The sequence below is a fragment of the Streptomyces sp. NPDC001508 genome (genome assembly GCF_040298665.1).
Classification (GTDB): domain Bacteria; phylum Actinomycetota; class Actinomycetes; order Streptomycetales; family Streptomycetaceae; genus Streptomyces.
On the sequence record NZ_JBEPAP010000001.1, the window covers coordinates 344,631 to 356,042 of the forward strand.

Sequence of the window (11,412 nt, forward strand, 5' to 3'; positions counted from 1 at the left end):
ATAGTTCCTCGTATTCCTCAGCCATAGGGAGCATTCCTTCTTCGTTAACCGGGCGGACGCCCCGGGGTCATCCGGCCTCCTTAGCGTCCCCGGCATGAAAAGACCGAAGCAGGCACGGCGTGAGCATGCCCTGGGCTGGGTGATGACCGGCCCGGCGATGCTTCTTCTGGGTGTGTTCGTGCTGGCGCCGGTGTTGCTGGTGCTCGTGCTGGCCGTGTTCGACTACAGCCCGTTCACTCAGACGTTCCAGTTCGTCGGCCTGCGCAATGTCCAACGGGTGCTGCCCAGCCATGAGTTGTGGCAGGCGACCGTGAACACGATTCTGTACACCGCGATCACGGTCCCCCTCACGGTGGGCGGTGGCCTCGTGATCGCCCTGCTCATCCACGGCCTGTCCCGCGGCGCCGGGTTCTGGCGCAGTGTGTACTTCCTGCCGGTGGCCGCGACGCTCACCGCGATGTCGGTGGTGTGGCGATTCCTGTTCTATCCCGACAGCGGGCTCATCGACTCCACCGTGGGCGGCTGGTTCGGGCTGCGGGACTGGCTGGACTCGACGGCCCTCGCCCTGCCCGCGGTCGCCGTCGTCGGCAGCTGGGCGGGACTGGGCAGCGCGGTGATCCTCTTTCTCGCCGGCCTCTCGGCGGTGCCGCAGCATCTGCACGAGGTCGCGGCCCTCGACGGCGCCGGGTCATGGCGCCGGTTCTGGACGGTGACCTGGCCCGCGCTCGGCCCCGCCACCGTGTTCACGCTGGTGCTGACCGTCCGCGACGCGCTGCGCGTCTTCGACCAGGTGCGGGTGATGACCGACGGCGGCCCGCTCAACAGTTCCCAGACCCTGTCGGTGCTCCTGTGGCAGCGCGGCATCAAGTTCCTCGACATCGGAGGCAGCTCCGTGGTCAACCTCGTCCTTCTGATCGTGCTGCTGGGCACGACCTTGCTGCAGCTGCGTTTCGGGCGCCGCTGGGAAGCGGGAGGCACCCGATGACGATGCGCTCAGGCCGGCTGTGGGAAGCGGGAGGCACCCGATGACGATGCGCTCACGCCGGCTGATCGGACAACTCGTCCGTCATCTGCTGCTCACCGTCGGCGCCATGGTGATACTGCTGCCGTTCGCCGTCATGTTGCAGACCGCGTTCAGCACCACCGGCACGACGGTCCACATGGGGCTCTCCGGGCTCACGGTGGCGAACTTCACCAAGGTGTGGGCGCAGCAGCCATGGCTGCGTCTGTACGCCAACACCGCCGTGATGACCGCCCTGATCTTCGTCGGCCAGGTCGCGCTCGGGCTGCCCGCCGGGTTCGCCCTCGCACGCCGCGAGTTCGCCGGCAAGAAGGTCGCGACACTGCTGGTGATGGCCTGCCTGGTGGTGCCGGCACAGGTCATCGCCCTGCCCAACTATGTGCTGCTCGCCCGGCTCGGCTGGACCGACAGCCTGGCCGCCCTGGTCGTGCCGTTCACCGGTTCGGCGTTCGCCGTCTTCCTCTTCCGCCAGTTCGCCCTCACCCTCCCGCAGAGCCTCTTCGACGCGGCACGCCTGGACGGGGTCGGCCCCATCGCGCTCGTCTGGCGCGTCGCGTTGCCGAACATGCGCCCCGCCCTGGTCGCACTCGGCGTGTTCAGCGTCGTCTCGCACTGGAACGACCTGTTCTGGCCCTCCGTGATGCTGCAGACCGACCGCGCGGCCACCGTGCCCTACGCCATCGCCACCTATGCCACCACCGAGACCTTCAGCGACTACGGGGTGCAGATGGCGGCCGCGACCCTGGCCGTGCTGCCCCTCCTCCTCGCATTCCTGGTCACACAACGGCAGTTCGTGCGCGGCATCGCCGTCGCCGTCAACAACGACTAGCCCACCAAGGAGCCTCAGATGCCTGCCACTGTCTCGCGCCGCACCGCACTGGCCGCGGGCATGGGCCTGCTCGCCACCGCCTGCAGCGCACATGTGTCGACCACCGGCGCCGCGGGCCGGTCACCGGACCCGGCCCACCCGATCGACGTCGAACTGGCCTTCATGAACTTCCCGGCCTATACCACGGCCCTGCCCAAGACACTCGGCGCGGACTTCACCCGCCGCACCGGGGTCACGGTCAAACTCAACAACGTCGGCCAGGGCAGCTACGAGGCGGTCGACCAGCGCATCCAGGCGGGGCTGGCCGCCGGCAACCCTCCGGATCTCGCGCTGATCGGGCTGAACTCGGTGCGCACCTACGCGGACGCACACCTCGCGATGCCCCTCGACTCCTATGTGTCGGCGGGCGGAGCCTTCACACCGGGCGACTTCTACCCGTCCTTCCTGGAACTCGGCAAACAAGACGGCAAGACCTGGGCGCTGCCCTACGGTGTGTCGGTCCTGCTGCTGTACTACAACGCCGACATCTTCCGTAAGGCCGGGCTCGATCCGGACCACCCGCCGGCCACGTTGTCGCAGCTGCGGACCGCCGCCCAGCGGATCGTCTCCTCCGGCGCCGCACGCTACGGAGTCAATCTCTCCGCCGACGGCTCCGGGCTGTGGGGATACCAGAACCTCATCCTGTCCGGCGGCGGCGCGCTGATGAACGCCGACGAGACGCATGTGACACTCACCGACACCAAGGTCAGCCCGATCATCCAGTACTGGGCGGACATCACGAAGTCCGGGCTCGGCCGGCCGCTCGACCGCAAGACGGAACAGGACGCGTTCCTGCGCGGCGACCTCGGCATGTTCTTCCAGGCCAACTCCGCGATCGTCAGTCTGACGTCGGCCAAGCACGGCTTCCCGGTCCGCACCGCGCCCTTCCCGATCCCGGACGGCGGCACCCGCAAGGCACCTGCCGCCGGAGGCGGGCTGATGGTACTCAGCAAGGACCCCGACAAACAGGCGGCGGCCTGGGCGGTGATCACCGAACTCACCAGCCCCCGCGGCGCGACCGCCCTGACCAAGGCCAGCGGCTATCTCACCCCGAACCGGGTCGCCGCCAAGAGCGAGTCGTACCTGGCCCCGTTCTACCGCGAGACCGCCGGCATGACGGTGGCACTGTCCGAAGTCCCGGCTGTGGTGCCCTGGTACCAGTTCCCCGGCATTCACGCCACCGAGATCATGACGCTGATCAGCGACGACTTTCTCGCCGCACGCCGCGGAAGCATGACCGTCAGCAAGGCGCTCGCCGACGCGACCAACCGGTCGGAGGAACTGCTCCCATGACCGCCATCGACACCAGGACCGCTCCCCCGCTCGACACCGCCCCGGTCGATGGCGCCGCCGACGTGCACTGCGCCGGCGTCTCCAAGACCTTCGCGGGCGGCACTGCCGCCCTGCGCGGGGTCGACCTGCACTGCCCGTCGGGCGCCATCACCGTCCTCCTCGGGCCGTCCGGCTGCGGCAAGACGACCTTGCTGCGCTGCATCGCGGGCCTTGAGACCCCGACGTCCGGCGGTATCCGCATCGGTGACCGGGACGTGACCCAGACCGACCCGCGCCGACGCCAAGTGGCGATGGTCTTCCAGAACTACGGGCTGTACCCCAACAAGACCGCCTACGGCAACATCGAATACCCGCTGGGCATGGCCCGCGTACCCAAACGGGAACGCCGGGACCGGGTGACCCACATCGCCGAACTGCTGCGGATCGACCATCTGCTGGACCGCAAACCGGCTCAGCTGTCCGGAGGGCAACGGCAACGGGTCGGAATCGGCAGAGCGTTGGTCCGGGAACCGGCCGTGCTGCTGATGGACGAGCCGCTGTCCAGCCTGGATGCCGAGCTGAGGGTGAGCATGCGCACCGAGATCCGCACCCTGCAACGCAAGCTCCGTACGACGATGGTGTACGTCACACACGACCAGACCGAGGCTCTCGCCCTCGCCGACCAGCTTGTCGTCCTGCGCGACGGCCGGATCGAGCACTCCGGCGGCCCGGAGGACGTCTACGGGGCGCCGGCGACCACCTTCGTGGCCGGATTCCTCGGCGCGATGAACCTCCTGGACGCTCAGCCACTGGGGCTGCCGCCCGGCACCCTCGGTATCCGCCCCGAAGACCTCCTCCTCGGCGAGGCGCCCGGCGCGCTCACCCTTCGCGGCCCGGTCGTCGACGCCGACCTGATCGGCACCGAACGCATCGTGCACTACCGGTGCGGCCGGGAAACCGTACGGATACGCCTGCGCGCGTCCGACCCGGTACCCGAACAGATCACCGCACACGCCCCCACGGACCGGATCCACCGGTTCGACCCCGAAGGCAATCGAATCGGGAAGCAGCCATGACCGGACTCGAAACCTGGCGTGACATCAGCTCAGCGCTGGTCTCCGACTGTCTCAACCGCTTCCAGGTGATGGACCCCGCGCTGCGGCCGCTTGTCGGCACCCGCCTGCTCGGCCGCGCCTGGACCGCGCGCACCATGGCCGCCGAGAACTCCACCGTGCACCGGGCGATCGAAACCGCTCCCCCGGGCAGTGTGCTCGTCATCGACGCGGGCGGCTATCCGGGGCGGGCGGTCTGGGGCTCCATCACCAGCGCCAAGTCCCTCACCCGGGGCCTGGCCGGAGTCGTACTCGACGGCGCGGCCCGCGACTTCGAAGCCGTTCGAGAGCTTGGCTTCCCCGTGTTCGCCCGGGGACTGAGCGCCGCCGGCCCGAACAAGGGCTGGGACGGCGATGTCGGCGGCACCGTCTGCTGCGGTGGTGTGCCCGTACGGCCCGGCGACCTGGTCCTGGCCGACCTCGACGGCATCGTGGTCGTGCCCCGGGAAGTGGAAGACACCGTGCTCACCACCGCGACCCACAAGCTCGCCGAGGACCGGCAACGGCTCGCCCGAGCACTCAACCACCCCGCGTGAACCGAACCCAAGGAGATCCCATGTCCACCGCGCTTCCGCTGCACACACCCTCGGGCATGACCAATCGCCTCACCGTCCTCACCCTGCCTGCCCGACTGAGCGCGCACATGGCGTGGCTCGATCAGTCCTTCACCGCGGCGGACTACCACGATCCCGCCCGGCAGGACGCCGCACGGGCCGAACTCTCCGGCCGCGTCGAGGGTTTGGCCACCGTGCTGGAGCAGGCCGCGTCCGCGGTCCGTGACGACCAGGCCGTCGTGCTCAGGGGGCTGCCCGCACAGTCCACCGCGATGGTGGTCGCGGTCGCCTCCGCCATCGGCCCGGTGGTCCCCTCACGCCCGGACCGCCCTCTGATCGACGACATCAAGCCGGACGTCAACGCGGGCGAGCAGACCCGCATCGGCGACCTGCGCGTCGCACTGACCCCGCACACCGACAACTCGACCATGCCGGCCCCGCCCGAAATCCTGGCCCTGGCGTTCGTGCACAACGGCACCCCGGACAGCGGCGGGGAATCCACCCTCACCCACATCGACGACATCGCCGCGGCCCTCGACGACACGGACGTCGAACTCCTGCAAGAACCCCGCTATCCCAGTCTCAACGTGCCCACCGACGCCGGCCGTGCCCCCACCCTCACCAGCGTGCTCGCCCGGCGCGCCGACGGCCGCCTCACCGTGCGCTACCGCGACGCGGCCCTCGACGCCGGAATCGCCTCGACCCTGGCACCCGAGACCCCGAGCCCCGCACACCTGAGCGCACTGCACCGGTTCACCACCACCGTGCGCGAGCCCGCGCGGCAGACCCGCGCCCGCCTCGACACCGGCGACATGCTCATCATCGACAACGCCCGTTTCCTCCATGGGCGCACCGAAATCGCGGCCAACGCGGTCCGGCACCTCAAGCGGCTCTACACCCGGCTCAACCCGGCGTAGCATCCGCTCGATGCGCTGTGCCTGGTCCTGGACCGCCGGGCCTGAGCCGTCGTGGCCCCGGTCGGCCGTCGGTTCGCCCCGAACGCCCCTACCCGGCGGCCATCTGCCTGACGAACGCCTGTGAACCGGACCACCGGCGAGGCCGGCGGTCCGGTGAAGAGGCGGGGCGGCCGGTCGAGGCACCGGTCGAGGTCCAGCGCCGGGGCGTCCCCGACGGCAAGCTTGGTGCCCGGAGCCGATGAAGACGTCGAAGGGGAAATCGGCGGCGAGTCAGATGTAGCGGCACCGGTGGGTGGCCGCAGGGGGGCGGCGCACATGGGCGTATGCCCGCTCCCAGGAGTCCCCGGAGGTTTGCGTCCTGCGAACAGCGCCAGGCGGACTGCGTACCGCCCGCCGCGGTGAGGGCGAAGCAGGGGGCGTTGGCGATGGCCGTGCACAACTGGCCAGGGATGTCTGAGCAGGCCGGTGGTCACGGTCACGAACACCGCAGCGAGGTATGCGAGCCCCGACCACGGCGCCGATGTCGACCGCGACGTCGGCGGACGTGCTTGTCGAGTAAGCCGTCGATGAACTCCGCTTCGAAAGAACGCGGATACTCAGCCGCGCAGCCGCACGCCGGTACGGGTCGAGAAGATGTGGGCCTCGCCGGGGTTGGGACTCACGTGGATGGTCTCTCCCTTCTGCGGACTGCGCCTGCGGTGCACACGCACGACGATGTCCCTCTCATCGCCGCTGGTCATGGTGGTGCCATAGACGAAGCTGTCGGCACCGATCTCCTCGACCATGCTGACGGTGACGGCGATGCTGTCGCTGCTGCCGGCTGCAACGAGGTCGAAGTGCTCCGGGCGAATGCCGACCGTCACGGTCCCTGCGTCGCCGGCGCCGAGCAGGGCCTCGCGGGAGATCTTGATGGCCGTGCCGCCGAGTTTCACACCGCTGTCGGTGAGGGGCACCTCGATGAGGTTCATGGCCGGGGAACCGATGAAACCGGCGACGAAGAGATTGGCGGGCCGGTCGTACATGGTGCGCGGGGTGTCTATCTGCTGGAGGAGGCCGTCCTTGAGGACCGCGACCCGGTCGCCCATGGTCATGGCCTCGACCTGGTCGTGGGTGACGTAGACGGTGGTGATGCCGAGGCGGCGCTGCAGCCTGGTGATCTGGGTGCGGGTCGAGACGCGGAGCTTGGCGTCCAGGTTGGACAGCAGCTCGTCCATGAGGAAGACCTGCGGCTCGCGCACGATGGCGCGGCCCATCGCGACACGCTGGCGCTGACCGCCGGAGAGCGCCTTCGGCTTGCGGTCCAGATACTCCGTGAGGTCGAGGATCCTCGCCGCGTCCTCGACCTTCTTGCGGATCTCCGCCTTCGGCACACCGGCGATCTTGAGCGCGAAGCCCATGTTGTCGGCGACCGTCATGTGCGGGTAGAGCGCGTAGTTCTGGAACACCATGGCGATGTCCCGGTCCTTCGGCGGCAGGTGCGTGACATCGCGGTCACCGATGCGGATCGCGCCGCCGTCGATGTCTTCGAGGCCGGCGAGCATCCGCAGGGAGGTGGACTTGCCGCAGCCCGACGGGCCGACCAGGACCAGGAACTCGCCGTCCGCGATCTCGATGTCGAGCGAGTCGACGGCGGGGCTCTGCGAGCCGGGGTAGACGCGCGTCGCCTTGTCGAACGTGACCGTAGCCATGGTGGTGTGAGTCCCTTCACCGGCAGGAACGTGCCGGACGATCCGAGTTACGGGATGGGTCTTGCGGTGATCGTTGCGCCCATGGGTCCGCCCCTGGGCTGGTCTGTGTGGGTCAGCTCGCGAATCGGGTGAGGCCGAACGGGCGCAGCGACTCATGCCGCTGCCCCGTCAGCACCTCTTCGGACACGACCTCGGCGAGGTGAGCTGCAAGTGTCACGCCGCTGTGGGTGGCGACGGCATAGACCGATGACCTCTCCGTGATCCAATCGGAGATCGTCACGCCGTCGTTCGGCAGGACCCGCGTGCCGAGCGTCACCGTCTCAGTCATGGCATTGCCCAGAGCCGGGTAGAGCATCCGGGCTCGGTCCAGCAGCAGGGCGGGGACCGTCCAGATCCGCGGGTCGTCCGGCTTCCACTGTGCTCCTGTCGGGGAGTCGGTGAACACCACACCGCCGTTGCGCGCGGGCCTGATGGAGATTCCGGGCGCGTGGATGACGTGCCTGATGCCCGTCTCGACAGGGCCTGTGGTGGCGATGAGCCCAACGGCGGAAGGCTCGACTCCGGCTTGCTCGCCACCTGTTGAGGGATGCGTGGGGAAATCGACATCAAGGGTGCGGAGGATGGGCCGATTTCCGTTGCCTGCCGCCAAGACGGTCACGTCGGCCGCGTAGTGACGGATCGTCCCGTCGGCCGACGTCACCGTGATCTGACCCGTCGGCTCGAGTTCGGCGACCTCATGGCCTGGGCGGCCGATCACGACGTGTGGATCGTCTCGGACGAGACATATGTCGACCTCGGCTTCCGGTCCGTCCCGGCGCCGAGCCTGGTGGAGCCGGGGGTGACCGACCGGCTCGTCACGGTCGGCAGTGTCTCCAAGTCCTACGCCATGACAGGCTGGCGGGTCGGCTGGATGTCCGGCCCGAAAAAGGTCATCGACACCGCGACCGCCATTCAGTCCCACACCACCTCGAACGTCGGCCGCGTCGCCCAGAAGGCGGCCCTCGCCGCGCTCACCGGACCGGACGTGAGGGCCGGCTTCCGGACGGTCCTGCGCGAAAGACTGAGTCTGTGCGAGTCGGTCCTGGGCCCTCTCGGACTGATCCGGACACGCCCCGACGGCGGTTTCTACATATTCCCCGATGTCCGCCGGTTCGACCCCGACGACGTCACGGTGGCGGACCGCCTCCTGAACGCGGGTGTCATCGCCGTGCCCGGCACCTCGTTCGGCACTCCCGGACATCTGCGACTGAGCTTCGCCGTCGAAGAGGAACAACTGCGCCGCGGACTGCTGACCATGGCCACGGTCCTCAACGACTGGGGCAACTGAGGCACCCGTAGCACTCCCCCAGCCCGTGACGGCCTCGGCACATGCCCCCACACCGAGGCCGCGCTCGCCCCGCCCGCGGTCACACCCGCTCAACCCCCGCTCAACGCCTGCTCGACACCCGCTCCCCAACGTGACACCAGATCCGAAGGACATCTCTGATGACGTCGAGACCACCCGCCATCACCCGTCGCCAACTCCTGCGACGCGGCGGCGCGCTGGGCACTGGACTGGCCGGCGCCTCGTTCCTCGCCGCCTGCTCGGCCACACCGGGCGGCAACGCTCCGTCCCAGCCCAAGATCGTCCCGACGATGGGCGCCAACTTCGGACAGGCGCTTCCCCCGGGCACCCACGCCGGCACGGCCGGTCCCACCATCGCGACCAGCGCCCAACTGCTCGCCTCGGCCAAGACCAGGCATCCCGACGCCGTCGGCGCCTGGCTCGACTTCCTGATCAGCCCCCGGGCCGCCACGGTCTTCCTTTCCCACGGCGTCCTGCCCTCGACGTTCGTCGACTCGGCCGACGCCCCCGACGAGGCCACGAAGCAGGCCGCGCAACTGGCGCAGAAGGCCTTCACCTCCAAGAACACCGCCAGCAACCTCCAGGGTGCGTGGCCCACCGGGGCCGCGGACCAGGATGCCGAACTGACGCTCCTGCTGGCCGGAAAGAAGACCCCGCGGCAGGTCGCCCAGGCCTTCGACTCCTACCGGGAAAAGTTCCTCAGCCAGTTATGAGTCCTTCCACCAGCCGCCCGCGCCCGATGACCGCCGAGGCCGCCCCTGCGGCGGCCCGGCGGGCACGGGTCATACGCCGTCTGACACCGTATCTGTTCGTCGCGCCAGCGCTGCTGGTGCTGCTCGTCTTCTCCCTCGGGCCCTTCGTCCACGGCATCTGGCTGTCGTTCTACCGGTGGGACGGCATCAGCCCCGGGACCTGGGTCGGCGCGGACAACTACCTCAGTCTGTGGCACGACGCCACGGTCCGCCGCTCCTTCCTCAACGCCGCGATGCTGCTGTGCTTCTCGGCGCTGGTGCCACTGGGCGTCGCGCTGCTCGTCGCCGGGGGACTTCGCCGCGTACGCCTTCGTGGGCTGACCGCGTATCGGACCCTGCTCTTCCTGCCGTTCGTCCTGCCCGGTGTCGTGACCGCCATCATCTGGCACTGGCTGCTGGGCGATCCGGGACCGGTCAACCGGCTGTTGAGCGCCGTCGGCCTGGGCGGCCTCACCCGCCCCTGGCTGGCCGACTTCACCTTCGCGCTGCCGGCCCTGGGTCTCGTGGCGGCGTGGAGCGTGATCGGCGTGCCGGTCGCGCTGTTCATCGCCGGCGCACAGAAGATCCCGGCCAGCCTCTACGACGCGGCGCGCGTCGACGGCGCGGGAGCCTGGCGCGAGTTGCGGGCGGTGACGCTGCCGGGGCTGCGCAACGAGATCGTCGCCGCCACCGTGCTGCTGGTCACCTGGGTCCTGAAGATGTTCGAGCTGATCTTCCTGCTCACCGCCGGCGGCCCGGGAACCGACACCACCACCATGCCCGGGTTCGAGCTGTACCGGATCGCCTTCGAGAACGAGGCCGTGGGACTCGGCGCCGCACTGGCGACCGTGCTCACGGTGATCATCTTCGTGGTCACCGCCCTGATCACCCGACTGGAAGACCGACAACCATGAGCCAAGGCCGCGAACGCCTGATCGGCCACGCGATCATGCTCGTCCTGGCTGCGTGCGCCACCTTGCCGACGCTCGCCCTGCTGCTGCTCGCGTTCACCCCGAGCGACGCGGGCGGCGCCGCAATCACCGTGCCCCGTAAGCTCACGCTGGACAACTTCCGCGCCGCCTGGCACGCCGGGACCGGCATGGCGGGTTACCTCGCGATCAGCGCCTTCATCACCGCGATCGTCGTCGCCGCCACGGTCATCCTCTCCACGCTGGCCGGATACGCCCTGGGCACCATGCGTTTTCCCGGCTCGCGGGTCATCTCGACGACGTTCCTGCTCGGCGTGATCATGCCGGTGGAGGGAACGATCATCCCGATCTTCTACGACCTGCGCAGCGTCCGTCTCGACGGCACGGTCTGGGCGGTGATCCTCTCCCAGACCGCCCTCATGGTCGGGTTCGGCACATTCTGGATGCGCGCCGCGTTCCGGTCCATGCCCGGCGCGCTCATCGACGCCGCACGCATGGACGGTGCCAGTCACCTACGCGTGCTGCGTACGGTGCTGCTACCGCTGGCCCGGCCGTCGCTGCTGGCCCTGGTGGCCCTGGTGATCACATGGACGTGGAACGAGTTTCTGCTCGCCCTCGTCCTGCTCGCCTCCACCACGGCCGACCTGCGCACCGCTCCCCTGGCCCTCGGCCTGTTCCAGTCGCAGGAGAGCGTCGACGTCAACGGACTGGCCGCCGCCGTCGTGGTCGCGATCGTGCCCATCGCCGCCTTCCTCGCCCTGCAACGGCACTTCGTCCAGGGGCTGACCAGCGGGAGCGACCGTTGAGCGACCCACGCCCGCCCCGCCCTTGAACGCCGTGCGTGCCCCGTGCGGGGGGACGCCATGGATGTGAGGTCGATGAGTGCCGATCCGAGGACCGGTACTCATCGGCCTCGTTCGCGTTGAGCGGGCCACCGTGCGCGGTGCCCGTGCTCTTCGCGTGGACGTGTGCTTT

Annotated in this window: 12 protein-coding genes; 10 read left to right on the forward strand and 2 right to left on the reverse strand. The window is 69.3% G+C overall.

From position 1 onward, the window contains the following. The first annotated feature begins 94 nt into the window (after nucleotides 1-94). The 6 genes from ABT245_RS01470 to ABT245_RS01495 are packed head-to-tail and all read left to right on the forward strand — an operon-like array spanning nucleotide 95 to nucleotide 5,744. Nucleotides 95-985 carry a carbohydrate ABC transporter permease gene (locus ABT245_RS01470; RefSeq protein WP_351727524.1) on the forward strand — a complete coding sequence of 297 codons (891 nt, stop codon included), beginning with the start codon at nucleotides 95-97 and terminating at the stop codon, nucleotides 983-985. Nucleotides 986-1,025: 40 nt separating this feature from the next. Continuing rightward, the gene (locus ABT245_RS01475; RefSeq protein WP_351727526.1) at nucleotides 1,026-1,850 is read left to right on the forward strand and encodes a carbohydrate ABC transporter permease; all 825 of its coding nucleotides are present in this window, start codon (nucleotides 1,026-1,028) and stop codon (nucleotides 1,848-1,850) included. Nucleotides 1,851-1,868: 18 nt separating this feature from the next. Further along, the gene (locus ABT245_RS01480; RefSeq protein WP_351727527.1) at nucleotides 1,869-3,182 is read left to right on the forward strand and encodes an ABC transporter substrate-binding protein; all 1,314 of its coding nucleotides are present in this window, start codon (nucleotides 1,869-1,871) and stop codon (nucleotides 3,180-3,182) included. Continuing rightward, on the forward strand, nucleotides 3,179-4,237 hold the full coding sequence (locus ABT245_RS01485) for an ABC transporter ATP-binding protein (RefSeq protein ID WP_351727529.1): 1,059 nt from the start codon (nucleotides 3,179-3,181) through the stop codon (nucleotides 4,235-4,237). Before ABT245_RS01480 ends, ABT245_RS01485 begins: the two co-directional genes overlap by 4 nt. Beyond that, entirely contained in the window at nucleotides 4,234-4,809 is a 576-nt protein-coding gene (locus ABT245_RS01490) for an RraA family protein (protein ID WP_351727530.1), read from the forward strand. The genes ABT245_RS01485 and ABT245_RS01490 overlap by 4 nt, the downstream gene beginning before the upstream one ends. Nucleotides 4,810-4,829: 20 nt before the next feature. Next, nucleotides 4,830-5,744 (forward strand): TauD/TfdA family dioxygenase, encoded by a 915-nt coding sequence (locus tag ABT245_RS01495; RefSeq protein WP_351727532.1) that lies wholly within the window; start codon nucleotides 4,830-4,832, stop codon nucleotides 5,742-5,744. Nucleotides 5,745-6,340: 596 nt separating this feature from the next. Here ABT245_RS01495 and ABT245_RS01500 read toward each other — a convergent pair. Then, nucleotides 6,341-7,432 (reverse strand): ABC transporter ATP-binding protein, encoded by a 1,092-nt coding sequence (locus tag ABT245_RS01500; protein ID WP_351727533.1) that lies wholly within the window; start codon nucleotides 7,430-7,432, stop codon nucleotides 6,341-6,343. 112 nt (nucleotides 7,433-7,544) lie between these two features. Then, a complete protein-coding gene (locus tag ABT245_RS01505) occupies nucleotides 7,545-8,189 on the reverse strand; it encodes an NAD(P)/FAD-dependent oxidoreductase (protein ID WP_351727535.1) in 645 nt (214 codons plus the stop codon). On the opposite strand from ABT245_RS01505, the gene ABT245_RS01510 reads away from it, so the two are divergent. The 4 genes from ABT245_RS01510 (at nucleotide 8,169) to ABT245_RS01525 (ending at nucleotide 11,243) form a co-directional block, all read left to right on the forward strand. Then, nucleotides 8,169-8,759 carry a pyridoxal phosphate-dependent aminotransferase gene (locus ABT245_RS01510; protein WP_351727536.1) on the forward strand — a complete coding sequence of 197 codons (591 nt, stop codon included), beginning with the start codon at nucleotides 8,169-8,171 and terminating at the stop codon, nucleotides 8,757-8,759. The two genes, ABT245_RS01505 and ABT245_RS01510, sit on opposite strands and share 21 nt — an antisense overlap. A 158-nt stretch (nucleotides 8,760-8,917) precedes the next feature. Next, nucleotides 8,918-9,490, forward strand: coding sequence for a hypothetical protein (locus ABT245_RS01515; protein ID WP_351727538.1), 573 nt, complete (start codon nucleotides 8,918-8,920; stop codon nucleotides 9,488-9,490). Next, complete coding sequence (locus tag ABT245_RS01520; RefSeq protein ID WP_351727539.1) at nucleotides 9,487-10,422, forward strand: carbohydrate ABC transporter permease; 936 nt, start codon at nucleotides 9,487-9,489, stop codon at nucleotides 10,420-10,422. Before ABT245_RS01515 ends, ABT245_RS01520 begins: the two co-directional genes overlap by 4 nt. Further along, a complete protein-coding gene (locus ABT245_RS01525; protein ID WP_351727540.1) occupies nucleotides 10,419-11,243 on the forward strand; it encodes a carbohydrate ABC transporter permease in 825 nt (274 codons plus the stop codon). The genes ABT245_RS01520 and ABT245_RS01525 overlap by 4 nt, the downstream gene beginning before the upstream one ends. Nucleotides 11,244-11,412 lie beyond the last annotated feature (169 nt).

Coding starts and splice junctions, on each gene's coding strand:
- ABT245_RS01525 (WP_351727540.1), top strand. CDS start 10,419: ATGAGCCAAGGCCGCGAACGCCTGATCGGCCACGCGATCATGCTCGTC.
- ABT245_RS01500 (WP_351727533.1), bottom strand. CDS start 7,432: ATGGCTACGGTCACGTTCGACAAGGCGACGCGCGTCTACCCCGGCTCG.
- ABT245_RS01470 (WP_351727524.1), top strand. CDS start 95: ATGAAAAGACCGAAGCAGGCACGGCGTGAGCATGCCCTGGGCTGGGTG.
- ABT245_RS01490 (WP_351727530.1), top strand. CDS start 4,234: ATGACCGGACTCGAAACCTGGCGTGACATCAGCTCAGCGCTGGTCTCC.
- ABT245_RS01480 (WP_351727527.1), top strand. CDS start 1,869: ATGCCTGCCACTGTCTCGCGCCGCACCGCACTGGCCGCGGGCATGGGC.
- ABT245_RS01495 (WP_351727532.1), top strand. CDS start 4,830: ATGTCCACCGCGCTTCCGCTGCACACACCCTCGGGCATGACCAATCGC.
- ABT245_RS01485 (WP_351727529.1), top strand. CDS start 3,179: ATGACCGCCATCGACACCAGGACCGCTCCCCCGCTCGACACCGCCCCG.
- ABT245_RS01510 (WP_351727536.1), top strand. CDS start 8,169: ATGGCCTGGGCGGCCGATCACGACGTGTGGATCGTCTCGGACGAGACA.
- ABT245_RS01520 (WP_351727539.1), top strand. CDS start 9,487: ATGAGTCCTTCCACCAGCCGCCCGCGCCCGATGACCGCCGAGGCCGCC.
- ABT245_RS01515 (WP_351727538.1), top strand. CDS start 8,918: ATGACGTCGAGACCACCCGCCATCACCCGTCGCCAACTCCTGCGACGC.
- ABT245_RS01475 (WP_351727526.1), top strand. CDS start 1,026: ATGACGATGCGCTCACGCCGGCTGATCGGACAACTCGTCCGTCATCTG.